Origin of the sequence: Nocardioides phosphati, assembly GCF_014646375.1 — a bacterium.
Classification (GTDB): domain Bacteria; phylum Actinomycetota; class Actinomycetes; order Propionibacteriales; family Nocardioidaceae; genus Nocardioides; species Nocardioides phosphati.
Genome location: NZ_BMNI01000014.1, coordinates 25,602 through 51,582 on the forward strand (window position 1 = coordinate 25,602; position 25,981 = coordinate 51,582).

Annotated in this window: 32 protein-coding genes; 9 read left to right on the forward strand and 23 right to left on the reverse strand. The window is 70.4% G+C overall.

Translation table 11 applies throughout. The annotated features are described in order from the left end of the window. The 5 genes from yajC to IEX47_RS16750 all read right to left on the reverse strand — a co-directional run bounded on the left by yajC (position 1) and on the right by IEX47_RS16750 (position 2,970). A complete protein-coding gene (yajC, locus tag IEX47_RS16730; RefSeq protein WP_188785159.1) occupies positions 1 to 264 on the reverse strand; it encodes a preprotein translocase subunit YajC in 264 nt (87 codons plus the stop codon). Positions 265 to 331: 67 nt separating this feature from the next. After that, a complete protein-coding gene (ruvB, locus tag IEX47_RS16735; protein WP_229662961.1) occupies positions 332 to 1,363 on the reverse strand; it encodes a Holliday junction branch migration DNA helicase RuvB in 1,032 nt (343 codons plus the stop codon). Between the two features lie 59 nt (positions 1,364 to 1,422). Next, the gene (ruvA, locus tag IEX47_RS16740; protein ID WP_188785161.1) at positions 1,423 to 2,019 is read right to left on the reverse strand and encodes a Holliday junction branch migration protein RuvA; all 597 of its coding nucleotides are present in this window, start codon (positions 2,017 to 2,019) and stop codon (positions 1,423 to 1,425) included. Continuing rightward, positions 2,016 to 2,558, reverse strand: a complete 543-nt coding sequence (gene ruvC / locus IEX47_RS16745; RefSeq protein ID WP_188785162.1) for a crossover junction endodeoxyribonuclease RuvC — start codon at positions 2,556 to 2,558, stop codon at positions 2,016 to 2,018. Before ruvC ends, ruvA begins: the two co-directional genes overlap by 4 nt. A gap of 49 nt (positions 2,559 to 2,607) precedes the next feature. Continuing rightward, positions 2,608 to 2,970, reverse strand: coding sequence for a DUF1801 domain-containing protein (locus IEX47_RS16750; protein WP_188785163.1), 363 nt, complete (start codon positions 2,968 to 2,970; stop codon positions 2,608 to 2,610). 118 nt (positions 2,971 to 3,088) lie between these two features. Between IEX47_RS16750 and IEX47_RS16755 the strand changes: the two genes are divergently transcribed. After that, the gene (locus IEX47_RS16755) at positions 3,089 to 3,559 is read left to right on the forward strand and encodes a hypothetical protein (RefSeq protein WP_188785164.1); all 471 of its coding nucleotides are present in this window, start codon (positions 3,089 to 3,091) and stop codon (positions 3,557 to 3,559) included. Positions 3,560 to 3,632: 73 nt separating this feature from the next. Here the strand turns inward: IEX47_RS16755 and IEX47_RS16760 are convergent, their stop codons facing one another. From IEX47_RS16760 to IEX47_RS16820, 13 genes are all read right to left on the reverse strand, one after another. Further along, positions 3,633 to 4,400, reverse strand: a complete 768-nt coding sequence (locus IEX47_RS16760; protein WP_188785165.1) for a YebC/PmpR family DNA-binding transcriptional regulator — start codon at positions 4,398 to 4,400, stop codon at positions 3,633 to 3,635. 47 nt (positions 4,401 to 4,447) lie between these two features. After that, positions 4,448 to 5,059 carry a pyridoxal 5'-phosphate synthase glutaminase subunit PdxT gene (pdxT, locus tag IEX47_RS16765; protein ID WP_188785166.1) on the reverse strand — a complete coding sequence of 204 codons (612 nt, stop codon included), beginning with the start codon at positions 5,057 to 5,059 and terminating at the stop codon, positions 4,448 to 4,450. A gap of 9 nt (positions 5,060 to 5,068) precedes the next feature. Then, entirely contained in the window at positions 5,069 to 5,788 is a 720-nt protein-coding gene (locus tag IEX47_RS16770; protein WP_188785167.1) for a TetR/AcrR family transcriptional regulator, read from the reverse strand. Positions 5,789 to 5,813: 25 nt separating this feature from the next. Continuing rightward, positions 5,814 to 7,283, reverse strand: coding sequence for an FAD-dependent oxidoreductase (locus IEX47_RS16775; protein ID WP_188785168.1), 1,470 nt, complete (start codon positions 7,281 to 7,283; stop codon positions 5,814 to 5,816). Between the two features lie 32 nt (positions 7,284 to 7,315). Next, positions 7,316 to 8,317 carry an AurF N-oxygenase family protein gene (locus tag IEX47_RS16780; protein WP_188785169.1) on the reverse strand — a complete coding sequence of 334 codons (1,002 nt, stop codon included), beginning with the start codon at positions 8,315 to 8,317 and terminating at the stop codon, positions 7,316 to 7,318. A gap of 62 nt (positions 8,318 to 8,379) precedes the next feature. Next, positions 8,380 to 9,285, reverse strand: coding sequence for an acyltransferase family protein (locus IEX47_RS16785; RefSeq protein ID WP_188785170.1), 906 nt, complete (start codon positions 9,283 to 9,285; stop codon positions 8,380 to 8,382). A 69-nt stretch (positions 9,286 to 9,354) separates the two neighbouring features. After that, a complete protein-coding gene (locus IEX47_RS16790) occupies positions 9,355 to 9,906 on the reverse strand; it encodes a DUF6891 domain-containing protein (protein ID WP_188785171.1) in 552 nt (183 codons plus the stop codon). Positions 9,907 to 9,940: 34 nt separating this feature from the next. Then, on the reverse strand, positions 9,941 to 10,840 hold the full coding sequence (gene pdxS, locus IEX47_RS16795; protein ID WP_188785172.1) for a pyridoxal 5'-phosphate synthase lyase subunit PdxS: 900 nt from the start codon (positions 10,838 to 10,840) through the stop codon (positions 9,941 to 9,943). Between the two features lie 60 nt (positions 10,841 to 10,900). Continuing rightward, entirely contained in the window at positions 10,901 to 11,530 is a 630-nt protein-coding gene (gene pgsA / locus IEX47_RS16800; protein WP_188785173.1) for a phosphatidylinositol phosphate synthase, read from the reverse strand. 12 nt (positions 11,531 to 11,542) lie between these two features. After that, complete coding sequence (locus IEX47_RS16805) at positions 11,543 to 12,313, reverse strand: inositol monophosphatase family protein (protein WP_188785174.1); 771 nt, start codon at positions 12,311 to 12,313, stop codon at positions 11,543 to 11,545. Between the two features lie 100 nt (positions 12,314 to 12,413). Next, entirely contained in the window at positions 12,414 to 13,121 is a 708-nt protein-coding gene (locus tag IEX47_RS16810) for a hypothetical protein (RefSeq protein ID WP_188785175.1), read from the reverse strand. A gap of 113 nt (positions 13,122 to 13,234) precedes the next feature. Further along, complete coding sequence (locus IEX47_RS16815) at positions 13,235 to 13,855, reverse strand: hypothetical protein (RefSeq protein ID WP_188785176.1); 621 nt, start codon at positions 13,853 to 13,855, stop codon at positions 13,235 to 13,237. 100 nt (positions 13,856 to 13,955) lie between these two features. After that, positions 13,956 to 14,498, reverse strand: a complete 543-nt coding sequence (locus IEX47_RS16820) for an HIT family protein (protein WP_188785177.1) — start codon at positions 14,496 to 14,498, stop codon at positions 13,956 to 13,958. A 130-nt stretch (positions 14,499 to 14,628) separates the two neighbouring features. Here IEX47_RS16820 and IEX47_RS16825 point away from each other — a divergent pair, with 130 nt between their 5' ends. Further along, positions 14,629 to 15,756 carry a hypothetical protein gene (locus tag IEX47_RS16825; protein ID WP_188785178.1) on the forward strand — a complete coding sequence of 376 codons (1,128 nt, stop codon included), beginning with the start codon at positions 14,629 to 14,631 and terminating at the stop codon, positions 15,754 to 15,756. 10 nt (positions 15,757 to 15,766) lie between these two features. On the opposite strand, the gene thrS is transcribed toward IEX47_RS16825, so the two are convergent. From thrS to IEX47_RS16840, 3 genes are all read right to left on the reverse strand, one after another. Beyond that, the gene (thrS, locus tag IEX47_RS16830) at positions 15,767 to 17,749 is read right to left on the reverse strand and encodes a threonine--tRNA ligase (protein WP_188785179.1); all 1,983 of its coding nucleotides are present in this window, start codon (positions 17,747 to 17,749) and stop codon (positions 15,767 to 15,769) included. Between the two features lie 122 nt (positions 17,750 to 17,871). Further along, entirely contained in the window at positions 17,872 to 18,555 is a 684-nt protein-coding gene (locus IEX47_RS16835; RefSeq protein WP_188785180.1) for a GAF and ANTAR domain-containing protein, read from the reverse strand. 127 nt (positions 18,556 to 18,682) lie between these two features. After that, entirely contained in the window at positions 18,683 to 19,009 is a 327-nt protein-coding gene (locus tag IEX47_RS16840) for a plasmid stabilization protein (protein WP_188785181.1), read from the reverse strand. 39 nt (positions 19,010 to 19,048) lie between these two features. On the opposite strand from IEX47_RS16840, the gene IEX47_RS16845 reads away from it, so the two are divergent. Then, positions 19,049 to 19,561 carry a DUF6328 family protein gene (locus IEX47_RS16845; RefSeq protein ID WP_188785182.1) on the forward strand — a complete coding sequence of 171 codons (513 nt, stop codon included), beginning with the start codon at positions 19,049 to 19,051 and terminating at the stop codon, positions 19,559 to 19,561. On the opposite strand, the gene IEX47_RS16850 is transcribed toward IEX47_RS16845, so the two are convergent. Both IEX47_RS16850 and IEX47_RS16855 read right to left on the reverse strand, forming a co-directional pair. Continuing rightward, positions 19,532 to 19,765 carry a hypothetical protein gene (locus tag IEX47_RS16850; RefSeq protein ID WP_188785183.1) on the reverse strand — a complete coding sequence of 78 codons (234 nt, stop codon included), beginning with the start codon at positions 19,763 to 19,765 and terminating at the stop codon, positions 19,532 to 19,534. The genes IEX47_RS16845 and IEX47_RS16850 overlap by 30 nt on opposite strands. Positions 19,766 to 19,811: 46 nt before the next feature. After that, a complete protein-coding gene (locus tag IEX47_RS16855; protein ID WP_188785184.1) occupies positions 19,812 to 19,985 on the reverse strand; it encodes a hypothetical protein in 174 nt (57 codons plus the stop codon). Between the two features lie 151 nt (positions 19,986 to 20,136). On the opposite strand from IEX47_RS16855, the gene IEX47_RS16860 reads away from it, so the two are divergent. From IEX47_RS16860 to IEX47_RS16885, 6 genes are all read left to right on the forward strand, one after another. After that, positions 20,137 to 21,051 carry a sigma-70 family RNA polymerase sigma factor gene (locus tag IEX47_RS16860; protein ID WP_188785185.1) on the forward strand — a complete coding sequence of 305 codons (915 nt, stop codon included), beginning with the start codon at positions 20,137 to 20,139 and terminating at the stop codon, positions 21,049 to 21,051. Between the two features lies 1 nt (position 21,052). Further along, the gene (locus IEX47_RS16865; protein ID WP_188785186.1) at positions 21,053 to 21,895 is read left to right on the forward strand and encodes a glucose 1-dehydrogenase; all 843 of its coding nucleotides are present in this window, start codon (positions 21,053 to 21,055) and stop codon (positions 21,893 to 21,895) included. 159 nt (positions 21,896 to 22,054) lie between these two features. Next, a complete protein-coding gene (locus IEX47_RS16870; protein WP_188785187.1) occupies positions 22,055 to 22,768 on the forward strand; it encodes a flavodoxin family protein in 714 nt (237 codons plus the stop codon). A 61-nt stretch (positions 22,769 to 22,829) separates the two neighbouring features. Beyond that, the gene (locus IEX47_RS16875; protein ID WP_188785188.1) at positions 22,830 to 23,561 is read left to right on the forward strand and encodes a VIT1/CCC1 transporter family protein; all 732 of its coding nucleotides are present in this window, start codon (positions 22,830 to 22,832) and stop codon (positions 23,559 to 23,561) included. A 94-nt stretch (positions 23,562 to 23,655) separates the two neighbouring features. Then, the gene (locus tag IEX47_RS16880) at positions 23,656 to 23,853 is read left to right on the forward strand and encodes a hypothetical protein (RefSeq protein ID WP_188785189.1); all 198 of its coding nucleotides are present in this window, start codon (positions 23,656 to 23,658) and stop codon (positions 23,851 to 23,853) included. Between the two features lie 27 nt (positions 23,854 to 23,880). Beyond that, entirely contained in the window at positions 23,881 to 25,218 is a 1,338-nt protein-coding gene (locus tag IEX47_RS16885; protein ID WP_188785190.1) for an APC family permease, read from the forward strand. Positions 25,219 to 25,981: the final 763 nt, after the last annotated feature.

Sequence of the window (25,981 nt, forward strand, 5' to 3'; positions counted from 1 at the left end):
TCAGGCCTCCTTGCCCACGAGTGCGCCGCGCGCGATGTCGACGACGACGCCGGGGGCCACCTCGAGGCCGACCCGGTCATCCGCCACGCGGGAGATGGTGCCGAAGATCCCGCCGGAGGTGACCACGCGGTCACCGACGGTCAGCTGCGACTGCATCTCGACCGCCGCCCTCTGGCGGCGACGTGCGGGCAGGATGATGAGCAACCAGAAAACGGCGAAGATACCCAGGATGGGCAGCCACGCGGCAAGGTCCGTCAAGGACACGGATCAAGGCCTCTCGGAGGAGTCGACAACGGGCCGCGGAGCGACCGACGGTGCAGTGTAGCCCGCGTCACGAACCGGGCAGCGGGTCGTCCCCGGGTGTGCCGGGCGGCTGCCTCAGGCCGAGGTGCGCCCACGCTGCCGGGGTCGCGATACGGCCCCGCGGCGTGCGGGCGAGGAAGCCGTTGCGGACCAGGAAGGGCTCGGCGACCTCCTCCACCGTCTCGCGCTCCTCGCCGACCGCGACGGCCAGCGTGGAGAGACCCACCGGTCCCCCGCCGAACCGCCGGCAGAGCACGTCGAGCACGCCGCGGTCCAGGCGGTCGAGGCCGAGGGCGTCGACCTCGAAGAGGTCGAGTGCACGGTGGGCGACGTCGAGCGTCACGACGCCGTCAGCGCGGACCTGGGCGTAGTCGCGCACCCGGCGCAGCAGCCGGTTGGCGATGCGTGGCGTGCCGCGCGACCGACCGGCGATCTCGGCGGAACCCTCGTCGGTCAGCTGGACGTCGAGCAGGTGGGCGCTGCGACGGACGATGCCGTCGAGCTCGTGGGGCTCGTAGAACTCCAGGTGGCCGGTGAAGCCGAAGCGGTCGCGCAGCGGGCCCGGCAGCAGGCCGGCACGTGTCGTGGCGCCCACCAGCGTGAACGGCGGGATCTCGAGCGGGATCGCGGTGGCGCCCGGGCCCTTGCCGATGATCACGTCGACGCGGAAGTCCTCCATCGCCATGTAGAGCATCTCCTCCGCCGGCCGCGACATCCGGTGGATCTCGTCGACGAAGAGGACCTCTCCCTCGTTGAGGCCGGAGAGGATCGCAGCCAGGTCACCGGCGTGGGTGATGGCCGGACCGCTGGTCAGGCGCAGCGGCGCCTCCATCTCCGCGGCGATGATCATCGCGAGGGTGGTCTTGCCCAGACCCGGAGGCCCCGACAGGAGCACGTGGTCGGGCACGCGGCCACGTGCCTTGGCGGCATCGAGCACGAGGCCGAGCTGCTCACGGACCCGCTCCTGGCCGATCACTTCGTCGAGGGTCCGCGGGCGCAGTGCGGCCTCGACGGCACGCTCGTCGGAGTCCGCCTCGGCGGCGGTCAGGCGGCCCTCCATCCGGGCCAGGTGCTCGGCCTCCAGCGCGGACAGCTCCACGTCGTCGTACGCCATGGAGGTCAGGCCTTCCGCAGCGTCTGCAGCGCCGCACGCAGCACGGCACCGATGTCGGGCGTCGAGCCGGCGTCGGGTGCGACGACGTCGACGGCCTTCTCGGCCTCCTTCGCCGACCAGCCGAGGCCGGTGAGGCCCTCGACCACCTGTGCACGCCACGCGTCTGCCGCGGGCGCGACGCGCGCAGCACCACGGCCGACGGGGGCGCCGATGCGGTCCTTGAGCTCGAGGATGATCCGCTGGGCGCCCTTCTGCCCGATGCCCGGGACCTTCGTGAGCGTCTTGACGTCCTCGCCGGCGATGGCGACCCGGAGGTCGTCAGGGCCGAGCACGGCGAGGATCGCCTGCGCCAGCTTCGGCCCGACGCCGCTGGCGGTCTGCACGAGCTCGAAGCACGACTTCTCGTCGTCGTCGAGGAAGCCGAAGAGCGTCAGCGAGTCCTCGCGTACGACGAGGCTCGTCGGCAGCGTCGCCTGCGCCCCGTGACGCAGCGTGGCGAGGGTGCCGGGGGTGCACTGGAGCTCGAGACCGACTCCCCCCACCTCCAGTACGGCACTGGTGAGGCCGAGGTCGGTGACGGTGCCGCGGACGTGAGCGATCAACGGGATCCTGCCTTGAGTGCCTGGGCGGCGACGGCCGCCTCGAGTCGGGACTGGGCGCCACCGCGCCAGATGTGGGTGATCGCCAGCGCCAGCGCGTCGGCCGCGTCGGCGGGCTTCGGCATCGCGTCGAGCCGGAGGATGCGCGTCACCATGAGGCCGACCTGTGCCTTGTCGGCGCGGCCGTTGCCGGAGACGGCGGCCTTCACCTCCGACGGCGTGTGCATCGCGACCGGGATGCCGCGCCGGGCGGCGCAGACCATCGCGACGCCGGCAGCCTGCGCCGTGCCCATGATCGTGCTGACGTCGGAGCGCGCGAACATCCGCTCGATGGCCACGGCATCGGGACGGTGCTCGTCGAGCCAGGCGTCGACGCCCTTCTCGATCGTCACGAGCCGCTCCCAGACCGGGAGGCTCGACGTCGTGCGGACCACGCCCACGTCGACGAGCGACAGCGGCCGGCCGATCGACCCCTCGACGACGCCGAGCCCGCAGCGGGTCAGGCCGGGGTCGATGCCGAGCACACGGGTCTGCGAACGCATGTTCGAACCCTAACGGCCGCGCCTCCGACGTACGGCGACGACACGCGGGTCAGCGCGTGGGGCCAAGGGTGCGGTCGATGTGGTCGCGGGTCCACCGCACCATCCCGTCGTACGCCGCATCGGGGACGCCACGGTCGGCGGTGAACTGCACGCCTCCGCGGGTGGTCGGCAGGCCGTCGAGCAGTGGGCGGGCCAGCGCGACCGGCTCCGAGCCGAACGGGAAGAGCGAAAACCCCGCCTCCGTGCGGATGATCGCGACGAGACCGCGATCGCGGTAGGTCAGGCAGGCCATGCCGTACTTCCTGCCCGGCACGGCCTCCGGCACCAGCGTGAGGGCACGCGCGTAGTAGCCGCGGATCACCTCTGCCTCCGCCGGCGAGAGCTCATCCAGGTAGGCGTCGACCTCTGTCATGGGCCCAGTCTCCCGCCGACGCCCGTGCCGTCAAGGTGCGCACAGGTACTCATGCCCCGCGCGCACAGCCGCCACCAGACTCGCTACCCGACCCACTACGCCTATCGGGAGGCTCACCATGATCCTCAAGCTCAAGCTCGCCCTCTTCGCCTGTCTGGCCGCACTCCTGGTCGCGCAGGTCAGCACCTCGACCACAGCCGCGTCCAGACCGGCGCCCGAGGACCATGGCACCACTGCAAACCTGAAGCTCGTCTCCTGCGGCGCCTACGAGGCGGCCGGTTACGCGACGCCGGGCTACTGGAGCAAGACATGGCACGGCTCGTGTGGTCACACCACCTCGGTGGTGAAGTACCCGAAGATCTACGTCGCATGGACGGTTCCGCCGTGGTCGAGCGGCTCCATCTGCGTGAAGGCCCGCGGCTACCGCTGGTCCGACGGCGCGGCCTACTGGACCAGCCTCGGCTGTGGGCCCTCTGGCGGCGGCTACGTTCACTGGGGCAAGGTCGGCCACCAGGTGATGTCGACCACCGCCGTGAAGGGCTGGAGCCAAATGGTCCCGCTCGGCGCACCGTTCTACTTCACGGACTGACCACGTCTGCACACGCAGCGACCTCGGTCACGGAGCCTCGCGGCGCCGCGACCGAGGTCGTCGTTCGTGAAACTCAGTCGTCGAGCTCCTCGAGGAGCTCGTCGGGGATGTCGGCGTTGGAGAAGACGTTCTGCACGTCGTCGAGGTCGTCGATCACGTCGACGAGCTTGATCACCTTGGCGGCGGTGGCGGCGTCAGCGACCGGGATGTCCATCGACGCCACGAACTCGACGTCGGCGGAGTCGTAGTCGAGGCCGGCCTCCTGGATCGCCGTGCGGACCGCGACGACATCGGTCGCCTCGCACTGGACCTGCCAGGAGTCACCGAGGTCGTTGACCTCCTCGGCGCCGGCGTCGAGGGTCGCCTCGAGGACGGTGTCCTCGTCGATCTCCTTGCCGTCCTGCGACTTGGCGACCACGACGATGCCCTTGCGGCCGAAGAGGCGCGAGACGGAGCCGGGGTCGGCCATGGTGCCGCCGTTGCGGGTGACCGCGGTGCGGACCTCCATCGCGGCACGGTTCTTGTTGTCGGTGAGGCACTCGACCAGCAGCGCGACACCGGACGGGCCGTAGACCTCGTACATGATCGTGTCGTAGGCGACGCTGTCACCGCTGAGGCCTGCACCGCGCTTGACGGCGCGGTCGATGTTGTCGTTGGGGACCGACGACTTCTTCGCCTTCTGGATGGCGTCGACCAGCGCCGGGTTGCCGGACGTGTCGGCACCGCCGGCCCGGGCTGCGATCTCGATGACCTTGATCAGCTTCGCGAAGCTCTTGGCCCGCTTGGCGTCGATCGCCGCCTTCTTGTGCTTCGTGGTTGCCCACTTGGAGTGGCCGGACATGCGCTCTCTTCCGTCGTCGTGCTCGTGCGGTGGGACCAGGCGGACCGTCAGGACCGGACGAGCTCGACGAAGAGCTCGTGGATCCGGGTGTCACCGGTGATCTCCGGGTGGAACGACGTGGCGAGCAGGCGCCCCTGTCGGACCGCGACGATCCTATCCCCCTGCTCGTCCGTCACCGTGGCGGCGACCTCGACGCCGTCGCCCACCTTCTCGACGTACGGCGCGCGGATGAAGGTGGCCGGGTAGTCGAAGTGGTCGTGCCACGACGGCGAGAAGTCCACCACCGCCTCGAACGAGTCGACCTGGCGACCGAACCCGTTGCGCCGCACGACGACGTCGATGCCGCCGAACGTCTGCTGGTCGGCCGTGCCGCCCTCGATCGCGTCGGCGAGCATGATCATCCCCGCACACGTGCCGTACGCCGGGAGCCCGTCGCGCAGGGCGGCGCGGATCGGCTCGAGCAGGCCGAAGATGCCGGCGAGCTTGCCGATGGTCGTCGACTCCCCGCCCGGGATCACCAGGCCGTCGACCTGCGCGAGCTCCTCCGGACGGCGTACGCCGACGGCGGAGACGCCACACTGCTCGAGCATGGCGCGGTGCTCGCGGACGTCGCCCTGGAGGGCGAGGACGCCGATGGTCAGGCTGCTGGGGGTGCTCACCCGATGATTCTAGTTTTCGGACGCAGGGAAGAGCCCGGCGAGGTCCGACAGCGAGAGCTCCGGGTTGAGCTTGCCGCCGCGCGTGGCAGCCATGCCGTCCAGCTGGTACCAGATCAGCTGCGCGAGCCGGTAGGCCAGCGGCTCGGGGTCGGGCTTGCGGTCCTCGCCCCGCGCCAGCCACAGGCGGACCGCGGAGACGACCTCGGAGACGACGCCGAAGGCGACCAGGTCGACCATCGCCGCGTCGTCCTCGTCGAGCTCGACGCCGAGCACCTTGCCACCCTCGAGGAGCAGCGGCTTCAGCTGCACGGAGATGCCGCGGATGGCGTTGCGCACGGGGTTGTCGATCTTGCCCGGCAGCTCGCGCATGGCGAAGCGGTGGAGTGCGCGATGCTCGTGTGCCCACTGGACGTAGCGCAACACACCCCGCTCGATGACCTCGCGCAGGCCACCCTCGGCGATGCCCGGGGCGAAGACGTGGTCGTTGAGCATCTGCAGCGACTGCCGCTGCACCGCGCGGTCCAGGTCGTCGCGGTCAGCGAAGTGGCGGTAGACCACCGGGCGGCCGATGCCGGCCTGCTTCGCGATCAGCTGGACGTGGATGTCCGTGCCCGGCGGATGGGCCTCAGTGAGTTCGATGGCGGCCTGGATGATGGCAGCACGGCGCTCGCGCTTGTGTGCTTCCCAGCGGACACTGCGCCCATCGACCTGCTGCTCGTCGGTCCCCATGACCCACTTTCGACCCGGAAGGTTGTTATCGGGTCGCCATCTTGTCAGATCCGGCCACGTTCTGTGCGGCGGCGACGTCAGCGAGAAGGCTGTCGACGGTCTCCTCCGCGCACGTCTTGTTCGTGCCGAGGAAGCCGGTCGGTCCACGTTTGATCCAGCCCGCGACGTACACGCCGGGCTCGACACGCCCCGCCACGTTGGGGATCGTGGCGCTGGTCTCGTCGAACGGCAGGCCGGGAACGGGTCGGCCGCGGTACCCGACGCTGCGCAGCACCATCGACGCGGGAATCACCTCACGGTCGTCGGTCAGCTCGGCGCGGCGTACGCCGTCGGGACCGGTCACGAGCTCGGTGCGGGCCACCTCGAGGCCGGTCACGTGGGTGTCGCCGACGACGCCGACAGGCGCGGTGTGGAAGCGCAGCACGATGCGCCGACGCTCCCCCGCCCCGGGCTCACGCCGGGCGATCTCGCGGATCAGGTCGAGCTTGGGCGACGCCTCGAGGCCCTCCAGGCCAGCGAGCCCACCCTCGACGAGGACGTCGACGTCGGTGAGGCCGGCGAGGCCGACCAGCTCGGGCATCGTGAACGCAGCCTCGGCCGGACCGCGACGGCCCAGCACGAGCACCTCGCGCACGGAGCTGCTGCGGAGGGAAGCGAGCGCGGCGGGCGCGATCTCGGTGGACGCGAGCGCCTCCGGGTCGGCGGTCATGATGCGCGCGACGTCGAGGGCGACATTGCCGTTGCCGACGACGACGACGCGCTCGCCCGACAGGTCGGGGCCGAGGTCGGCGTGGTCGGGGTGCCCGTTGTACCAGCCGACGACGCTCGTGGCCGAGACGCTGCCGGGCAGGTCCTCGCCGGGCACACCCATGGCGCGGTCTGCCGATGCGCCGACCGTGTAGACGACCGCGTCGTACGCCGCCATGAGCTGCTCGTGAGTGACGTCGCGGCCGACCTCGACGCCGAGCTCGTAGGTGAAGCCGTCCTGCTTCTCGATCGTCTCGAAGAGCGTGCGGATCTTGCGCGTGTGCTCGTGGTCGGGCGCGACGCCGAAGCGGGCCAGGCCGTGCGGCACACCGAGCCGGTCGAGCACCGTCACGGTCACGCCCGGGTAGTGCAGCAGCTCGTCGGCGACGTACAGGCCCGCGGGGCCGGCGCCGACGACGGCGACGCGGAGCGTCTCGGCCGCCGGGCGGAACCGCTTGCGCAGCGGCGCCAGGACCGGACGCGTGGACCGGTCGGCGTCGCGGAAGAAGTCCGCGTTGAGCTCGACGAACGGCAGCTCGGAGGGAGCGAGCCGCGTGTGCGCCTTGATCGCGCCGACCGGACAGGCCGAGACGCAGGCGCCGCAGTCGACGCAGGTCTGCGGGTCGATGTAGACCTGCTCGGCGAGAGCGAAGCCGTCCTCGAGCGGACCCGGGTGGATCGCGTTGACGGGGCAGGCGATGACGCACGAGGCGTCGGCACAGCAGGACTGGGTGACGACGTGGGGCATGAGGGACCTTCGGGGAAGCGACGTCGGCCGGATCAGGCAGCGTGGTGCTGCTGAGCGAGCTCGCGGTCGTGGATCGAGCGGTCGTGGATCTCGCCGCGGTAGCGGGACGGGGCGCCGCCGATGTGGAGACGCTTCCACAGCAGGCGGGCGACGCGGTTGTCCACGAGGCCGACCTTGGTCGACAGCATCCGGACGTCACCGAAGATCTCGCTGAGGACGACGCGGCGCTCCGGAGCCTCCCAGTAGATGTCCTTGATGACCTCGCGCGGGATGCCGAGCTCCTGGCACATGCGGCCCGGCGGGATCAGGATCATGTCGGCCATGATCCGGAACGCGATCGGCGTGAGCACGGAGAGAAGCCCGCGACGGATCCGGCCCATGCCCGGCGCGTCCTCGGTCAGCTTCGCGTGGGCGAAGGAGATGTGGCGCGCCTCCTCCGCGACGTGGATCTGCATGATCCGCCGCATGAGCGGGTGGATCTTGCCCTCGCCGGCACGCAGGTAGACCTTCTGCATGTGGTCGATCGGCTCCTCGCCGCCGAGCACGAGGATGAAGAAGAACTCGGGGAAGAGCCGGGCGAAGCCCGGGATGAACGTCTGCATGAGGAACGTCTTGGTCCACTGCGGCATGCCGGGGGCATCCGCCTCGCAGCGGTTCACGAACTCCTGGAACATCTGCGTGTGGTGCGTCTCCTCGGTCGCCTCGTGCGTGACGTAGCGGAACTCCGCGGAGCCGTTCGGCAGGTCGTAGACGTACTGCATGAGGCCACGGATGAGGAGGTTCTCGAACTCCAGGCCGACCTTGGCGACCTGGGCCATGTAGGCGCGGCCGATCTCGCGCTGACGCTCCTCGGAGAGCGACTGGTACCACGGGTGGGCGCCCATCTCGTGCTCAGCCGGAAGGATCCACTGGGGGTTCTCCGCGGAGACGTCGTAGCTCTCCCAGTCGATGTCGACGAACGGGTCGAAGTGGAGGTCCACCGAGCCTTGGGAGAGCGTCGCCAGGTGCTGCTCGTAGGTCACGTCAGTCGTCATGTCACTCACCTCGTGGTCGAACCTGGTCCCCGGATTACCTGAGACACTGTGTCCACACAACGTTAATGGGACAAGGCGTCACGGAGAACAGGAAAGCAGCCCTTTCCGACCGTGGGCTCCATCACACTCCTCCGCGCCGCACGCTCAGGCCACGCGAAGAGCCAGCGCCAGTACGGGGCGCGCTGGACCCGCGCGAGCGTCGCGGAGATCGCCAGCGAGGCACCGAGCGCCAGCACGGAGACCAGCCAGGGCGCGTGCACCCCGAGCCCCGACCACAGCAGCGGGACGGCGTACACGACGACGGGCAGGTGGCTGACGTAGTAGACGATCGAGCTGCGCCCCACCGCTGCCAGCGGCGCGATCCCCAGCCGGTTGGCCGCCGCACCCGCACCGGGCGGCAGGGCGGCGGGCACTGTGCGCGCGAGGGCGTCGCCGGCGAGGAACCAGGGGAGGAGCCAGACGAGGCGGGCCAGCTCCGGCGACGCCGGATGCACGACGTGGGCCAGGACCAGCCCGCCTACGGCAGCAATCGTGCGCGCCCGCTCCGTGAGGAGGCCGGCGGCGAGGTGGAAGACGAAGAGCCAGGCGAGGAACCACAGGTAGCCGGTCGGGTCGTAGATCGCCTCCCCGACAAGTCGCCACGGCACCGGCCGCCCGGCGACCACGGCGTCGGCGAAGAGGTGCCCGAGGTCGATCGCGGTCCAGACGGCGTACGGCCAGAGGATGGCGCGGACCTTGCCGCTCACGTGACGCCGCAAACCCTTCGCCAGCGAGCGCGGCAGGAGCACCCCGCTCAGCAGCATCAGCAGCGGCATCCGTACGCCGGCCAGCTGCTCGTCGAGCCTGGCCAGCGGCAACAGCGGGTCACCCGTGACGGCAGAGGTGGTCAGCTGGACGTGCAGGACCACGACCGCGAGGACCGCCGCGCCACGGAGGGTGTCCATCCAGTCCATGCGCGCCCGGTCCATGCCGAGCAGCGAACACGGGCCGCGTGTCCGTGCGGAGACGTGGCGGTGAACGTCACCACCACAGGGCGATCAGAGGCGTCGCTGCCAGAGGGCCGCGACCTCGATGCGTCCCTCGTCGAAGCGGGCCTTCAGACCGTGACGCTCCAGGCAGGTCAGCACGGAGGTCGTCAGCGGGTCACCGGCGGCGGCGTTGGCGCCGGAGGGGTGCCACAGGTTGACCTCGAGCATGGGGGTGTCGACGGCGTGCCAGACGTCCATCGGCACGAACCAGATGACACCGCGGAGCTGCCCGGCGTCCTCCTCGAGTGCGCGGCGGGCGGCCCAGTGGTCCTCCACGCCGGCGAGCACCTTGACGCCGTGCTGCTGGCACTCCATGAAGGCCGCGCGGAGGCGGTCGACGTCGGTGGTGGCGGGCCACGTCGCCTGCTCCGTGAGGAGCTCCTTGCGGGCGGCGGCCAGCCAGGCCCGCGCGAGGATCTCGGGGTCGCTGTGCGGCAGCTCGGCCGCGACCGCCTCACGGACCTCGGCCAGCTGCTCCGAATCGGGCAGGAGGCCCGCCCTGACCTGGAGACGCGCGAACGCGCGGAGCTCTCGCTCCGCGCGTTCGACGGTGTTACTCATGTGTCGCGGGTCCGACAGGCTCAGCCGGCGTCATTCACCAGCCGCGCTCGGAGAGGCGGTGGGGCTGCGGGATCTCGTCGACGTTGATGCCGACCATGGCCTCGCCGAGGCCGCGGGAGACCTTGGCGATGACGTCGGGGTCGTCGTGGAAGGTCGTGGCCTTGACGATCGCCTCGGCACGCTGGGCCGGGTTGCCCGACTTGAAGATGCCGGAGCCGACGAAGACGCCCTCGGCGCCGAGCTGCATCATCATCGCGGCGTCGGCCGGGGTGGCGATGCCGCCGGCGGTGAAGAGGACGACGGGAAGCTTGCCGGTCTCGGCGATCTCCTTGACCAGCTCGTAGGGCGCCTGGAGCTCCTTGGCGGCGACGTAGAGCTCGTCAGCGTCGAGGGTGGTCAGGCGGCGGATCTGCGAGCGGAGGGTGCGCATGTGGGTGACCGCGTTGGACGCGTCGCCGGTGCCGGCCTCGCCCTTGGAGCGGATCATGGCCGCGCCCTCGGTGATGCGGCGCAGCGCCTCGCCCAGGTTGGTCGCGCCACAGACGAAGGGAACCGTGAAGGCCCACTTGTCGATGTGGTTGGCGTAGTCGACCGGGGTCAGCACCTCGGACTCGTCGATGTAGTCGACGCCGAGGGACTGCAGCACCTGGGCCTCGACGAAGTGGCCGATGCGGGCCTTCGCCATGACCGGGATGGAGACGGCCTCGATGATGCCGTCGATCATGTCGGGGTCGGACATCCGGGAGACGCCGCCCTGGGCGCGGATGTCGGCGGGGACGCGCTCGAGCGCCATGACCGCGACGGCGCCGGCGTCCTCGGCGATCTTGGCCTGCTCGGCGTTGACGACGTCCATGATGACGCCGCCCTTGAGCATCTCGGCCATGCCGCGCTTGACGTGCGAAGTGCCGGTGGCCTGGGTCTGCTGGTCGCTCACTGCTGGTCCTTCAAGACTGGGTTCGGGGAACGCCCAAGCCTACCGCCGGGGTGAGGGGGCTCACGCCGCCAGGGTCTGCTCGCGGACCGTCCAGATGCGCTGCCCGACGGTGATCGTGCTCGCCACGGCCATGAACCAGAGAACTGCCTCGATCAGGTAGGGCAGGTGGAACATCGCCGCGAGGCCGGTGGCGACCAGCGTGAAGACGAGGCGCGTGGCCCGCTCGGCGATGCCGACCTGGGCGGTCATGCCCAGCGATTCCGCCTTGGCGCGGACGTACGACGTCACGCTGCCCATCACCAGGGAGACCAGGCAGAGCACCTGGTAGAGGTCGGCCGAGCCGAGGCGGATCAGGTCGTCGCCGTGGGGGCTGGCGAAGTAGAGCGCCAGCCCGGCGAAGATCGCGCCGTCGGCGATGCGGTCGAGCGTGGAGTCGAGGAAGGCGCCGAAGACCGACGTGCGCCCCGACATGCGCGCCATGCTGCCGTCGACCATGTCGCTGAAGACGAACGCCGTGATGAAGAGGACGCCCGTCAGCAGCTTGCCCTGCGGGAAGAAGATCAGCGCGCCGGCGCAGACACCCAGGGTGCCGACGATGGTCACCGCGTCGGGGCTGATCCCGAGGCGGAGGAAGAGCCTGGCGAGCGGGGCGATGAGGGCGGACCAGAAGCCGCGGAAGCGTTCGAGCATGGTGGCGGCAGGCTAGCGCCCGTCGGCCAGCGCCGCGGCCACCTGGTCGACCGTGGTCGCGACGCCGAGCACGTTCCACGTCACTCCCCCGGCCTCGACCTCGCGCCGCACGCCGCCGAGGGACCGCACGATCGCCTCGCCGGGGAGCCGGTCCCACAGCGGGACGTCGTGCTGGAAGCTCACCCCGAGCGTGCCCGTCGCGAGCGCCATCGCATCCATCGTGCCGGAGCCGAGCACCCGCAGCGTGGCGGGCAGGGAGACGGCCCGGCGCCACGCCTCGCCGACGGCCGTCGCGTGGCGGTCGGGGTGCAGGTACGTCGCTGCGCACACCTCGGCAGCGGGGCGGTCGACGAGGGCCTCGAGCCGCTCGCTGTTGCACGTGGCCGGCGCGCCCGGTCCTCCGGCGTACGTCGTGGAGGTGGCCGGGTGGTGCACCGCTCCGAGCAGGACGTCCTCGTCCGTAGTGAGCGCGATGGCCGAGCACCACCAGTCGAGGCCGTGGAAGAAGTTCCATGTGCCGTCGACCGGGTCGATGACCCAGGTGCGCCCCGACACCCCGTCGTACGCCGACCCCTCCTCGCCGAGGATGCCGTCCTGCGGCCGCTCCTGCCGCAGGCGGGCCACGATCAGCTCCTCAGCGGCGTGGTCCGCGGCGGTGACGATGTCGGACAGGGAGCCCTTGGCGGTTGCGGCGAGTCCTTCGCCGCGCATGCGTGCGGCGAGCTGGCCCGCCTCGCGCACGAGCGAGGCGGCCAGCTCGAGGTCCGCGGCGAGGTCGCTCATGCGCTGGACGTTACCGGCCCCGCGCGACCGTCCTCCATCACGTGGGTGACGCGCAGGCGAACGCAGCGTGCCGGCGCCCTTCATGTCCGGGCGAGCGCGGTCACACGACCCAGCTGTCGCAGGGGTTGCCGTAGTAGACGAGACGGCTCTCGCCGATCACGCGCTGGGCCCCGGTCGGCAGGTAGGTGTAGACGATCGCCTGCTGCACGACCTCCTCGCCGGTGAGGCCGTTGGCGTCGACCACCGGCCGGCGGATGGTCCTGTTGGTCTCCACCAGCGTCTGGCCGTCGGGCAGGAGCACGCGCGTCGGGGCCGTTGCGGCGCCCACCGTGGACCAGGCGCTCACTCCGAGGAAGTCGGTGCCGAAGCAGTCGAACGTCACCTGGCTCTTGACCGCAGCCAGGTCGGCACCCGTGCCGAACGGGATCCGCGGCGAGTACATGTAGAGCACCTCGGGTCGCACGTCGGACATCTCCACCCAGGCACCTGCGGAGCCCGAGGTCGCGCCCGGGACGAAGTTCCCCGTCGACATGCGGTACGACGACGCCCAGACCTCGATGGTCAGCTGGGGATCCACGTCGTTCGCGGACTCGCTGTACTCGGTGCCCGTCCGAAGCGCGTTCGGGCAGCCCGGGGCGTCCAGCACGACCCTCCCGGTCCGGCCACCCTGAACGTCCTTGGTGTAGCCGAGCCAGGCCTCGCAGTGGGCGTGTCCCGGAGGCGCCGTGGCGTCGACCGCCGAGGCCGGCGAGCATGTCAGTGAGGTGGCCCCGAGGCCGAGCACGGTGAGCAGGATGAAGCGACGCACGGGAGTCCCCTGTCGGCAGCCCCGCCTGCCCCATGCAGGCGAGGACTGGCGTCATGATGCTCCCGGAAGCCGCGGGAATCCAGGGCGTCATACAAGCATCGCGCCTCGCAGGTTCAGACCAGCTCGGGCACGCGCAGGTGGGCGATGCAGAGCTCGAACTCCGCCGCGTCCAGGACGTCCACCCCGGCGTCGCGGACGCCCCGTTCGCGGATCGCCCAGCTCTCCTCGCGGCTGGCGGCCATCGCCTCCATGCTGTCGAACGACGTCGTCGCGCACGCCCGCTGGGTCGCCCGGTCGACGAAGAGGCTCGCACTGCAGAAGCCCGGCAGGTCACGGAGCATGGGCAGCAGGACGTCGCGGTAGATGCCGATGCCCCGGTCCATGTCGGTGTGGTTGGTGCGCAGCCAGACCGCGCGGGCGCACGCCCCGTCACCCGTCGCGTGGTCGCGGTGCATGGACGCGATCTCCCACTCCTCGACGTGGCGGGTGCCGTGCATCAGCTCCGTCGCCCGGTCGCGGACGGTGGCGAGGTCGTCGAAGCTCCCGCTGAGTGCCTCGGCGTCCCGCCAGGAGCTCGTGGCGATGCACTGGCCGCGCTCGCGGTCAGCCATCAGGGACAGGCCGACGCAGCCGTCCATGTGCATGATCATCGGCATCACGTCGTCGCGGATGTAGCCGATGCAGGCATCGACCTCCGCAGGCGATCCGGTGATGGTGGTGGAGCGTGCGAACACGTCGTTCTCCCTCGGTCGGGGACGGCACCCCGGCGGCGCCGCCGCTCCCCCTCACACTCCGCCTGACCGACGGGTAGATCAACCCCTCCAGGGGCCGCGATCACCAGGCCTCGGCGAGCAGCTTCCGCGTGTCGCTCATGACCTGGGGAAGCACCTTGGTCCGGCCGATGATCGGCATGAAGTTGGCGTCACCGGACCACCGGGGCACGACGTGCTGGTGCAGGTGGGCGGCGATGCCGGCACCCGCGATCGAGCCCTGGTTCATGCCGATGTTGAAGCCGTGGGCGCCCGAGACCGTGCGGACGACCTCCATCGCCCTCTTGGTCAGCCCGGCGATCTCGACCGCCTCCTCCGCCGACGTCTCGGTGTAGTCCGCGATGTGGCGGTAGGGCACCACCATCAGGTGGCCGGGCGAGTACGGGTACAGGTTCAGCACGACGTACGCCGTGGTGCCGCGGTGGATGACGAGGCCGGGCTCGTCCTCGAGAGTCGGGATGCGGCAGAACGGGCACTGCGCCGCGGTTTCGTCCTCGGGCTTGGACTCACCCTTGATGTAGGCCATCCGGTGGGGCGTCCAGAGCCGCTCGAGCCCGTCAGGCTCCCCCACGCCGTCCTGCCGGAGCACGTCGTCATCGCTGCGCATGGGCCCATCCTCGCGCATGGCCGTAAGAGCCGGTGACCTGCCGGGGCGTGACCTCGCGCCCATGCGCGGCGTTGAACAGATGTCCCACCGCGCTCGGGGCGGCCGTCGGCACGTCGATCGGAGTCCCGCCATGCACGCACGCCGCACCTCCACCGCCATTGCCCTGGCCGCCCTCGCGCTCCTGACACCGGGCCTGGCAGGGCCGGCCACCGCGGATGCTGCGCCCACGCTGGCCATCCCGGACGTCACGGCAACTGAACCGGCGTACGGAGCGAGCACCGACCTCGTCTTCACCCCGACGCTCAGCAGCCCGGTCACCGGCGACGTGACGTTCCGGCTCGAGCTCTTCAAGAGGTACCCCGGCTCGTCCACGCTCTTCCTCCCGACCGGGCAGGTCGACAACGTGACCGTGCCCGCGGGGTCGACCACGGCAAACGCGGCGTTCACCATCACCGGCGATGCCTACGACAGCGTCAACCCGTACGTCTACGAGGCCCGCGTCTCCTGGTTCGACGGACCGGCCCAGCTCGCCACGCCCACTGCCACCGCCCGCGTCACCGACACCACGCGCGACGGCACCTTCTGGTGCCTCACCATCCCGCACAGCGAGTCCGCCTTCGGCGTCGGCCTGCCGGTCTACGGAATGAAGTACGTCGACACCCTCAGCGGCGACCCGTTCACCGCCGAGTGCAACAACGGCGCGCGCCGGCGCGCCTCCTACGTCAGTGAGGACGGAAGCCTCGAGGCAACGGACGCGGCGGAGTACCAGGAGGTCGCGCCCGAGGTCGCACGCATGTACCAGACCCCACCCGCCGTCGGGGACCACGCCTACGGGCGCGCAGAGCTCGGCAAGGTCGTGCTGCGCACAGGAGGCGTGACGATCGCGGCCACGGGCCTCTGGGCCGAGGTCCGGGCCTCGTGCGACGCGATCGGGCCGGAGCCGACGTTCACGACGGCATCCGGTGTGCAGACCCTGGACATCACCACGACCGTGACCGTCGGCACCACGGTCGTGGCCCACACGCAGCACTACGTCCCGGGCGGGCTTCCGCTCCAGATCCACGTCGGCAGCATCACCGTCGCGGTCAACGACACCACCGACGAGCGCTGGCCCGCCGAGTTCCCCGACCAGGCCGGCGACACCACCCGCTACGTCACCCGGGCAGGGGTCGTTGTCCGCGACGACCTGCTCGGGCCGCTGGCCTACCTCGCAGGCGTCGACGTCGCCACCAAGGACGGCAACGCCTGCGACACGTGAACGGTGCCGGTCAGACCTGCTCGCGGCTCGCGACGGCTGCCTTGACGCGCTCGATGGCCTCGGCGATCGGGACGCCGTTGTCCTGGCGTCCGTCGCGGTAGCGGAACGAGACCGCGCCCTTCTCGACGTCGTCGTCGCCGGCGATCATCATGAACGGCACCTTCTGCAGCTGCGCGTTGCGGATCTTCTTCTGCATCCGGTCGTCGGACTCGTCGACCTCGACCCGCAGGCCGAGCGCGTTCATCTGCTTCGCGACGTCGTACAGGTAGTCGACGTGGCGCTCCGCGATCGGGATCGCGGTCACCTGGACCGGCGCGAGCCACGGCGGCATGGCGCCGGCGTAGTGCTCGAGCAGGACCCCGAAGAACCGCTCGATCGAGCCGAACTTGGCCGAGTGGATCATCACCGGCTGGTGCTTGGTGCCGTCGGGACCGACGTACTCCAGACCGAAGCCCTTGGGCTGGTTGAAGTCGTACTGGACGGTGCCCATCTGCCAGGTGCGGCCGATGGCGTCCTTGGCCTGGACCGACACCTTCGGGCCGTAGAACGCCGCGCCACCCGGGTCGGGCACGAGGTCGAGGCCGGTTTCCGCGCAGACGTCGGCGAGCACCTGGGTGGCGACCGCCCAGTCCTCGTCGGAGCCGACGAACTTGTCCTTCTTCGAGTCGTCGCGGGTCGACAGCTCGAGGTAGAAGTCCTGGAGGCCGAAGTCGCGCAGCACCGTCAGCATGAAGTTGAGCAGGTGCTTGACCTCGGCCGGGGCCTGCTCCTTGGTGCAGTAGGAGTGCGAGTCGTCCTGCGCGAAGCCGCGCACGCGGGTCAGGCCGTGGATGACGCCGGACTTCTCGTAGCGGTAGACGTGGCCGAACTCGAACAGGCGCAGCGGCAGCTCCCGGTAGGAGCGCCCGCGCGAGCTGAAGATGAGGTTGTGCATCGGGCAGTTCATCGCCTTGAGCTGGTAGTTCGTGCCCTCGAACTCCATCGGCGGGAACATCGTGTCGGCGTAGTACGGCAGGTGGCCCGAGGTGTGGAAGAGGCCGTCCTTGGTGATGTGCGGGGTGCCGACGTAGGAGAAGCCCTCCTCGATGTGGCGCTGGCGGACGTAGTCCTCCATGACCCGCTTGATGACGCCGCCCTTGGGGTGGAAGACCGGCAGGCCCGAGCCGATCTCGTCGGGGAACGAGAAGAGATCGAGCTCCTTGCCGAGCTTCCGGTGGTCGCGACGCTCGGCCTCCTCGAGCAGGTGGAGGTACTCCTCGAGGGCCTCCTTCGACTCCCACGCGGTGCCGTAGACGCGCTGCAGCTGCTTGTTCTTCTCACTGCCCCGCCAGTACGCCGCGGCCGAGCGCATCAGCTTGAACGCCGGGATCCGCTTCGTGGTCGGGAGGTGCGGGCCCCGGCAGAGGTCCTTCCAGACCGTCTCGCCGTTGCGGTTCAGGTTGTCGTAGATGGTCAGCTCGCCCGCGCCGACCTCGGCGGAGGCACCCTCGGCGGCCTCGGCGGCGGAGCCCTTGAGGCCGATCAGCTCGAGCTTGTAGGGCTCGTCGGCGAGCTCGACGCGCGCGTCGTCGTCGTTGGTGACGCGGCGGGAGAACTTCTGGTTGTCCTTGATGATCTTCTTCATCCGGGCCTCGATCTTCTCGAGGTCCTCCGGCACGAACGGCGTCTCGACGTCGAAGTCGTAGTAGAAGCCGTTGTCGATCGGCGGGCCGATACCGAGCTTCGCCTCGGGGAAGATCTCCTGCACGGCCTGCGCGAGGACGTGGGCGCAGGAGTGGCGCAGGATGTCGCGGCCGTCCTTGCTCGCCATCGCGACGCCCTCGACGGTGTCACCGTCGACGAGCTCATAGGAGAGGTCCTTGAGCTGGTCCCCGACACGCGCGGCGATGACGTCGGCGTTGTCGACGAAGAGCTGCCACGCCCTCGTGCCCGTCTCGACGGTCCGCTCCTCCGTCCCGTTGGCGGTGACGATGGCGATCTTGATGTCGGACACGGGGACTCCCTCGAAAGACGGCGTGCGGGATACGGCCCCGCCTCGCCCGGAATCCTAGCGACGTACGCCGCCGCGTGACGCCACGGTCGGCTGCCCCGCGCGCTGACCTGCGCGCTGACCCCTCAGAGGTCGGGCAGCTTGCGCGTCGAGACCAGCTGGCGCGCGACCTCGTTGAGCTTGGTGTTGGTCGTCTGCGAGTAGCGACGGAGCACGTCGAACGCCTGCGCGTCGTCCAGGTCGTAGCGCTCCATCAGGATGCCCTGGGCCTGGCCGACGAGCTTGCGCGCGTCGATGGCCTGGGTGAGCGACTCCTCCTGGCGGGCCGCAGCGAGCGCGACGGAGGCGTGGCGACCGATGATCTCGGCGATCGCGACCTCGTCCACGTCGAACGCCGACGTGCGGCTGGCGTAGAAGGTCAGCGCACCGAGCGTGTGCTTGGAGGTCCATAGCCGCACCGAGAGTGCGCTGTGCAGTCCGAGGTTGGCGGCGGCAGGTCCCCACTGCGGCCAGCGCGGGTCAGTGGCACTGTCCTTGACGACGACCGAGTGCTCCTCGCCGACGGCGACGAAGGCCGGACCCTCGGCGAGGTCGACCTGGTACCGGTCGGCCTTGTCGGCGACCTCGGCGGTGCGCGGGCCGCTCTCGACCAGACGGCCGTGGCGGAGCATCAGCACGCTCGCGCAGTCAGTCCCCACGAGGGCCGGAGCGGAGTCGAGGAGAAGGTCGATCGTCTCCTCGAAGCCGCCCTGCTCGTGGAGCTGGTGGGCAAGCTGGGCGAAGCTCAGCGCCGAGCGGGACTCGGGCACGGGCCACCTCCGGAACGGGATCAACAGGACAGGGGTCGGCAGCCATCCTGCCCCCTTCCAAACCGTAGCGCCCACCCGGGGCCCGCGTGCCGTTTCCGTCCCACGGGTTGACCCGCGTCACGCCCGCTCAGCTGTCGACGGCGCGCTCGAGCTCGGCCTTGGTCATCTTCGAGCGGCCCTTGATCCCCTTCCGCCGCGCCTCGTTGTAGAGCTGGTCACGGGTCCGTCCGCCCTCGCCCCTGTGCGACCGGAGGCCACCACGACGGCCGGACGAGATGTCGTCCGTCGAGGTCCGGCTCGACTCCCTGGCCTCGCCGTGCCGGGCGCGCTCCTTGTTGACGGTGCGCGCCGCGATCTCCTCCGCCAGGTCCTCCGGCTTGCCCCGCTCCTCGAGGCCCTCCTTGATGTGCTCGTACTGGCGCTCGCGCTTCTTGCTCCAGGCTCGCTGTGGCATCACGTTTCTCCGTTCTCCGCATCGGGGTACGTCACCGTCATGAGGCACGTACCCGGTCCGGACCCGGACGACCCGCAGACCCTGGACCGCAACTTCCACGAGCTGCTCCAGGAGCTGCGCGTCACGCAGACCGGCGTCCAGCTGCTCTCCGGCTTCCTGCTGACGGTCCCCTTCTCGGACCGGTTCCAGACACTCGACGACGTCCAGCTCACGGCGTACGTCGTGGTCTTCTGCGGCTCGCTGCTGGCGACGTCGCTGCTGGTTGCGCCCGTCGCGTTCCACCGGGTGCTCTTCCGACGCCGCCAGCGGAGGCTGGTCGTCGAGGCGGCCAACTGGTGCGCCCTCGGCGGCCTCGCGGTGCTGGCGCTCGTGACGAGCGGGATCCTCTTCCTCGTCATCGACCTGGTGGCCTCGCGGGCGGTCGCCTACGGCTGTCTCGCCTTCGCCCTCGTCCTGTTCTGCGCTCTGTGGGCGGCCGTGCCGCTGGTGGGCGCCGCCCGGACGGCCGGACGGCGCGTGGAGTCAGGCCGAGAGCCGACCCCGGAGGAGTGACTTGCCCTCCTCGGCTCCGCGGATGGAGCTCTCCTGGGCCCGCACGAAGAGCGCGGCGGCCTCGTCGTCGCCGGAGCGACGCGCGTCCTCGATGTAGGTCTCGAGACGCAGCGCGTTGCTCAGGCAGGTCTCGGTGAACCAGATCAGGTTGTAGTCCTTGTCAGCGGTGCCGGTGACGACACCGGCCTCGGTCAACTGAGCCATCGGGCTCTCCCTCCTGGGGGTCGGGAACAGGCCGTTCACGGCGCAGTTACCCGCGGGCTCGGGGCTCATGCGGGTCGGCGGCCGGGTCCGGCGCGGTCCGTGCGGGAAGGTCGCTGACCACCTCCTTGCCCCGTCCTCGGTCGCGCATGGCAGCGAAAATCAGGATGCTCGCGATGAACGCGAGGGCGATCGCTCCGGCAAGCCAGTAGGTCCAGTTCATGGAGTAGGCGTACCCCCGGGACGAACCTTCATGCATCGTGTGTCCGGGGTTGCACAGGTGGTCTGGACCGGTCTAGGTTCGAAGAGCAGTACAGGTGACTCAGCCCTGCTCAAGACGTGGGCAGGCCGGCACGAACCTTTCAAGGATCGTCATGCACCTCTCTTCCGTTTCTGCACCTACCGCGGTTCTGGTTCCGCACGGCACCACTCCCAGCCGCCTCCAGCGGCGCCAGCGCACGAGGGAGCTCCTCGCCCTCGCGCACGCCACCACCTCGCAGGCCGAGCGCGACCAGGCGCTCGACGAAGTGGTTCGCATCAACATGCCCGTCGCACGCACCCTCGCGGCGCCGTACGCCGGACGTGGCATTCCGCTCGAAGACCTCGAGCAGGTCGCGTTCATGGCACTCGTCCGGGCAGCGCGGGGCTTCCACCCCGACCGCTCGGGCGACTTCCTCGCGTACGCCGTCCCGACCATCCGTGGTGAGGTGAAGAAGCACTTCCGCGACCACGGGTGGACTGTCCGGCCGCCGCGCCGGATCCAGGAGCTGCAGGCAGAGGTGGTCCGTACCCGCTCCGAGCTCCAGCAGACCACCGGCCACGAGCCGGACCTGGCGGAGATCGCGGAGCAGATCGGCGAGCCCGTGGAGGAGGTCGCGGAGGCCATGGCCGCCGACGGCTGCTTCTCCCCCAGCTCGCTCGACCAGCCCATCCGCTCCGAGTCCGGGACCTCCCTCGGCGACCTCATGGCCGACGAGGACCCCGGGTTCGAGGCGGCCGAGGCGCGCGCCATGCTCAGCACGGCGATCGCCAAGCTCGGCGAGCGTGACCGCAGGATCCTGCGGATGCGCTTCTTCGACGGGCTGACGCAGAAGGAGATCGGTCACGAGATCGGCGTGACGCAGATGCAGGTCTCCCGCCTGCTGACGCGGATCCTCACCGATCTGCGTGCGGAGCTCACCCGGCCGACGCCGCCGAGCACGCCGCCCGGTGCTCCCGCAGCGGTCAAGCCGCTGCAGGTCCCGCGGCCGCGCGGTCCGCTCCCGGCAGAGCTGAGGCCGGCGAGCTGACATGGGATTCCCTGCACAGCACCAGGCACCGCCGGGTCTGCAGGGTCGGATGGAGCCGGTCCCGGACTGCGGTGAGGAGACTTACCGCGGTTCGGGCCGGCTCGCCGGCAAGGTGGCCCTGATCACCGGCGCCGACAGTGGCATCGGGCGCGCGGTCGCGATCGCCTTCGCCCGCGAGGGCGCCGACGTGGCGATCTCGCACCTGCCGTCCGAGGAGCCCGACGCCAAGGCGGTGGCGAGCCTCGTGGAGGACGCCGGCCAGCGGGCACTCCTCCTGCCCGGCGACCTCGCGGACCCGGCGTACTGCCGGAGCCTCGTCGAGCGCACCGTGTCGGACCTCGGCAAGCTCGACGTGCTCGTCTGCAACGCGGCGTACCAGATGGCCCACGACTCGATCGCCGACGTGAGCGACGAGGAGTGGGAGCACACGTTCGCCGTCAACATCGGGGCGATGTTCCGCCTCGTGAAGGCCGCGCTGCCCCATCTCGGGGAGGGCAGCTCGATCATCGGATCGTCGTCGGTCAACAGTGACGACCCCAACCCGACCCTCGCCGCGTACGCCGCGACGAAGGCCGCGATCGCCAACTTCTGTGCCTCGCTGGCCCAGCAGCTCGGCCCGCGCGGTATCCGGGTCAACAGCGTCGCCCCCGGCCCGGTCTGGACGCCGCTCATCCCGTCGTCCTTCCCCGCGGAGAAGGTCGAGGAGTTCGGCGACAACACTCCGCTCGGCCGCGCTGCCCAGCCGGCCGAGCTCGCCGCGGCGTACGTCTTCCTCGCCTCCGACGAGGCGTCGTACGTCGCCGGCGCGCGGCTTGCCGTGACGGGTGGTCGCCCGGTCCTCTGAGGCCGCCCCCATCGCGAACGGCCCCGGTGTCCGAGTGCCGGGGCCGTTCGTCCTTTCCCGCCCGTCCTGCCCGACCGTCTTGCGCGTCGGTCCTGTCGGGCTCTGGCGGCCTGACCGGCGCCGTGCCATGGTCGAAGCCTCGACACAGGAGGAGCCCCGATGGATGCCCCCGACTTCACCGGCATGAAGGCGATGTACATCAACTGCACGCTCAAGCGCTCGCCGGAGGTGAGCAACACCCAGGGCCTCCTCGACGCGAGCGTCGAGATCATGCAGAAGCACGGCGTCGAGGTCGACGTGCTCCGGGCGGTCGACCACGACATCGCGACCGGGGTCTATCCGGACATGCGCGAGCACGGCTGGGAGACCGACGCCTGGCCGGAGATCTATCCGCGCGTGCTCGCGGCGGACATCCTCGTGCTCGCCGGCCCGATCTGGCTCGGCGACAACTCCAGCGTCATGAAGCGGGTCATCGAGCGGCTCTACGGGCTCAGCGGGATGCTCAACGACAAGGGCCAGTACCTCTACTACGGCCGCGTCGGCGGGTGCGTCATCACGGGCAACGAGGACGGCATCAAGCACTGTGCCCAGAACGTCCTCTACTCGCTGCAGCACCTCGGCTACACGATCCCTCCGAACGCCGACGCGGGCTGGATCGGCGAGGCCGGCCCGGGGCCGTCGTACCTCGACCCGGGCAGCGGTGGCCCCGAGAACGACTTCACCAACCGCAACACCACCTTCATGACCTGGAACCTGATGCACCTCGCGCAGATGCTCAAGGACGCGGGCGGGGTCCCGGCGTACGGCACGTCGCGGCGCGACTGGGACGCCGGCGCCCGTTTCGACTTCGAGAACCCGGAGTACCGGTCCTGAGCCCCCGCGTCGCGGAGGCCGTTCCTCCTCCCGAAGGCCGGCCGCTGCTAGCGTCCGTGGCATGGCGAACGACATGAGTGAGCAGCCACCGCTGGCCCATCCGGACGAGCCGCACGCCGCCTCGATGGGCAACCGGCTGAACTGGCTGCGCGCCGGCGTACTGGGAGCCAACGACGGCCTCGTCTCGACCGCAGGCCTCGTCATCGGCGTGGCGGCGGCGACCCCGGAGCCCACGGCCATCCTGACCGCAGGCATCGCGGGCCTGGCCGCCGGAGCGATCTCGATGGCACTGGGTGAGTACGTCTCCGTCAGCACCCAGCGCGACACCGAGCTCGCGCTGATCGCCAAGGAGAAGCACGAGCTCAAGCACGAGCCCGAGGAGGAGTTCCGCGAGCTGATCGGGCTGCTCGAGCAGCGCGGCCTCTCCCCCGAGACGTCACGGACCGTGGCCCACGAGCTGACGGAGGCCGACCCGCTCAAGGCGCACCTCGCGCTCGAGCTCGGCATCGACTCGGAGGAGCTCACGAACCCGTGGCACGCGGCGATCTCCTCCGCCATCGCCTTCAGCCTCGGCGCCCTCGTCCCTATCCTCGCCTCGCTGATCGCCTGGCACCGGCTGCCCTGCATCGTCGTGGCCGTGGCGCTCGGTCTGGTCGCGACGGGTTACATCTCCGCGCACCTCGGTGACGCCCGGCGCGGACGCGCGATGGCGCGCGTCCTCCTCGGTGGCCTCCTGGCGATGGCCATCACGTACGCCGTCGGCCGGGCACTGGGCGCGACCGGCATCGTGTAGCGCCCGCAGGACCTCAGGCCCGCGCTGCGATGACCTCCTCCCCTGCCGTGCGGCACCGGGAGAGGCGCACGGTCGGAGTGAACGGAGGTGCACCATGACGAGCAGCAAGGTGCGACACGACATCGTCGAGGGGTGGCGCGACGAGACGGTCGACGAGGTGGAGGAGGTCGGCCGCTTCCTGGCATCGCCCTTCCTCGCCGTCGCCGCCATCGCGACGTACGCGGCCATCCAGGGGGCGAACCGGGTCATCCACGCCCGCGACTCCTGGCGGGACCGCCACCATCGCCGCTGACGGATGGCCCGGGCCGGGGTCGGCGCCATGACACTGCGCCGGCTCCAGCTCTTCATGGCCTTCGCCTTCACGGTGATGGCCGACCCGGTCTCATCGGTGGCGTACGCCATCGAGTCGACACTGCGCGGGCTGAAGGGCGACCTGGCCACCCTCTTCCCCACGATGGCTGCCGTGATCGCCGTCATCGCGATCGTCTCGGCGACGTACGACCACCTGATCCAGCGCTTCCCCAGCGGCGGCGGAGGTCCCCAGGGTGTCGCCGCCGCCTTCGGCGAGGACTGGGCGTTCATTCCGCTGGGCGCGCTGCTGGTCGACTTCACCCTCACGGTCGCCGTCAGCTGCTCTGCGGGTGCATCCGCGCTGATCGCCTACGCACCCGGGCTCGAGCCCGTCCGCATCCTCCTGGCGCTGACCCTGGTGGTGCTCGTGGCCGGTGTCGTGCTGCTCGGGCAGTCAGGGCGCGTCGCTTTCGCGATCGCGACGCAGCTCTTCATCCTGCTGGCCGCGGCTGTGATCGGGAGCGCCCTTCTCGGCGACCCCGACCGGGCCGGAGCGTCGCATGCGGCCACGGCCCCGCTCGTCTCCGACGCCGCTCTCGTGCCGCTCGCCCTGGCGATACCCCTGGGGATGGCGCTCGCCACCGGGGTGGAGGCGCCGTCGAACGCGATCGCTCAGCTGGCGCAGCTCGACGACGCCACCCGGCGTACGTTCGGCCGCTGGACCCTATGGCTCATGGTCGGCATCGTCGGCGCCTTGACCGTCGGGTTCGCTGCGGCCGCAGTTCGACTCCGGACGGGCCTGCCGCCGGAGGACTCGACCCTCCTCGCCGAGGTCGCGCGCGGCTCGATCGGCGACGGTCGTGCGTTCGCTGCGTTCCAGGCGATGAGCGCCCTGTTGCTGCTCTCCGCGGCGGCGTCCTCCTACCTCGCCGGGTCAGGGGTGCTGCGGGCGCTGGCGACCCTCGGCGCCAACGGCCAGGGACTGGTCCCTCACGCCTTCGGACGCATCAACCGCTTCCTCGTCCCCGAGTGGGGCGTGAGCCTGGTCCTGGTGGCTGCCGCGATCCTGGTCGCCGCGGGCGGCAGCGAGCAGCGGCTCGTCCCCTTCTACGCCGTCGCCGTCTTCGCGAGCTTCCTCGCCGCAACGGTCGGATGTGCCCGGTTGTCGTGGCGCGAGGGGCGTTGGGGACGGCTCGCCCTCAACCTTCTCGGCGCGCTGCTGGTCGCCATGGTGCTGGCGGTCAACGCCACGAGGGTCGACGGGGTCGTTGCCCTGCTCGCCTCGGCCGCCGTCGCGGCGTACCTGTGGCAGGTCTGGGTGTCCCGCGGGAGGCCCACCGGCGTCGCAGAAGCCGGGGCTCGCTAGGCGGATGCAAACAGCCCCTGCCGGCGTCTCCGCTGGTCAGGGGCTGTTTCGTGGTGGTGGGCGATACTGGGTTTGAACCAGTGACCTCTTCCGTGTCAATTACGTCCAGAGCGCGTGCGTCGCCAAGCGGGATGGGCTTTCGAGCGTGAATCAGGGGCACTGAGTGGCTCGCGCGGTGCGGCCCGTCGGACTCGATAGTCCCTCACTTAGTCCCCCACGCGGTCTGCTTGGGCGCTAGGTGAGGACTTACAGCCACGGGGCTCTACGTGGGTGATCTGAGCGTGGCGTGCGCTCGATATCGAGCGTTCGCAGCATTGAACTGCTGCAGCGTTGCTGCACTTTCGTGCTGCGCCTGCGGTGGTGACTGTCTTCGCCGACGGTGACCACCGACAGCCGTAACCACGCACCCAGGGTGAGGCTTCGGGGCGGCCCCGGAGATCGTGACGGCGTCTCCACTGTGGGTGACCACGGCAGACCGGTACCGCTGGGGCGTCGCGATCTAAGGACCTCATGACCCCTCCCTCCTCAATGCCCTGGGCCGACCGGTTCTTGTTTGCAAAACGCACCAACTGCCCTCCGCCGTGTGGAAGGCTTCTGTGCTTGGAGGAGGGGTCCTAATGAGCAATCAGCCGACGGAGCGCGGGGTCGAGCTCGCACCCATCGCCGCCCCGACCGCGCTGGACGGAGTGGAGTCCAGCAGAGTGGTGTACGACGTCCTGAGTGAGCGCGTGCCTCCAACGTAGGCGCGGCCACCGGGTGAATC

Excerpts from the sequence above, each read along its gene's own strand:
- IEX47_RS16770 (WP_188785167.1), bottom strand. The coding sequence starts at position 5,788 with ATGGGGACCGACGAGCAGCAGGTCGATGGGCGCAGTGTCCGCTGGGAA.
- IEX47_RS16875 (WP_188785188.1), top strand. The coding sequence starts at position 22,830 with ATGGCGAACGACATGAGTGAGCAGCCACCGCTGGCCCATCCGGACGAG.
- IEX47_RS16860 (WP_188785185.1), top strand. The coding sequence starts at position 20,137 with ATGCACCTCTCTTCCGTTTCTGCACCTACCGCGGTTCTGGTTCCGCAC.
- IEX47_RS16785 (WP_188785170.1), bottom strand. The coding sequence starts at position 9,285 with ATGGACCGGGCGCGCATGGACTGGATGGACACCCTCCGTGGCGCGGCG.
- IEX47_RS16775 (WP_188785168.1), bottom strand. The coding sequence starts at position 7,283 with ATGCCCCACGTCGTCACCCAGTCCTGCTGTGCCGACGCCTCGTGCGTC.
- IEX47_RS16840 (WP_188785181.1), bottom strand. The coding sequence starts at position 19,009 with ATGCCACAGCGAGCCTGGAGCAAGAAGCGCGAGCGCCAGTACGAGCAC.
- IEX47_RS16880 (WP_188785189.1), top strand. The coding sequence starts at position 23,656 with ATGACGAGCAGCAAGGTGCGACACGACATCGTCGAGGGGTGGCGCGAC.
- IEX47_RS16845 (WP_188785182.1), top strand. The coding sequence starts at position 19,049 with ATGAGGCACGTACCCGGTCCGGACCCGGACGACCCGCAGACCCTGGAC.
- IEX47_RS16825 (WP_188785178.1), top strand. The coding sequence starts at position 14,629 with ATGCACGCACGCCGCACCTCCACCGCCATTGCCCTGGCCGCCCTCGCG.
- IEX47_RS16885 (WP_188785190.1), top strand. The coding sequence starts at position 23,881 with ATGACACTGCGCCGGCTCCAGCTCTTCATGGCCTTCGCCTTCACGGTG.
- IEX47_RS16820 (WP_188785177.1), bottom strand. The coding sequence starts at position 14,498 with ATGCGCAGCGATGACGACGTGCTCCGGCAGGACGGCGTGGGGGAGCCT.
- IEX47_RS16780 (WP_188785169.1), bottom strand. The coding sequence starts at position 8,317 with ATGACGACTGACGTGACCTACGAGCAGCACCTGGCGACGCTCTCCCAA.
- IEX47_RS16760 (WP_188785165.1), bottom strand. The coding sequence starts at position 4,400 with ATGTCCGGCCACTCCAAGTGGGCAACCACGAAGCACAAGAAGGCGGCG.
- IEX47_RS16790 (WP_188785171.1), bottom strand. The coding sequence starts at position 9,906 with ATGAGTAACACCGTCGAACGCGCGGAGCGAGAGCTCCGCGCGTTCGCG.
- IEX47_RS16805 (WP_188785174.1), bottom strand. The coding sequence starts at position 12,313 with ATGAGCGACCTCGCCGCGGACCTCGAGCTGGCCGCCTCGCTCGTGCGC.
- IEX47_RS16870 (WP_188785187.1), top strand. The coding sequence starts at position 22,055 with ATGGATGCCCCCGACTTCACCGGCATGAAGGCGATGTACATCAACTGC.
- IEX47_RS16755 (WP_188785164.1), top strand. The coding sequence starts at position 3,089 with ATGATCCTCAAGCTCAAGCTCGCCCTCTTCGCCTGTCTGGCCGCACTC.
- ruvC (WP_188785162.1), bottom strand. The coding sequence starts at position 2,558 with ATGCGTTCGCAGACCCGTGTGCTCGGCATCGACCCCGGCCTGACCCGC.
- IEX47_RS16865 (WP_188785186.1), top strand. The coding sequence starts at position 21,053 with ATGGGATTCCCTGCACAGCACCAGGCACCGCCGGGTCTGCAGGGTCGG.
- IEX47_RS16750 (WP_188785163.1), bottom strand. The coding sequence starts at position 2,970 with ATGACAGAGGTCGACGCCTACCTGGATGAGCTCTCGCCGGCGGAGGCA.
- pgsA (WP_188785173.1), bottom strand. The coding sequence starts at position 11,530 with ATGCTCGAACGCTTCCGCGGCTTCTGGTCCGCCCTCATCGCCCCGCTC.
- ruvB (WP_229662961.1), bottom strand. The coding sequence starts at position 1,363 with ATGGAGGGCCGCCTGACCGCCGCCGAGGCGGACTCCGACGAGCGTGCC.
- IEX47_RS16850 (WP_188785183.1), bottom strand. The coding sequence starts at position 19,765 with ATGGCTCAGTTGACCGAGGCCGGTGTCGTCACCGGCACCGCTGACAAG.
- IEX47_RS16855 (WP_188785184.1), bottom strand. The coding sequence starts at position 19,985 with ATGAACTGGACCTACTGGCTTGCCGGAGCGATCGCCCTCGCGTTCATC.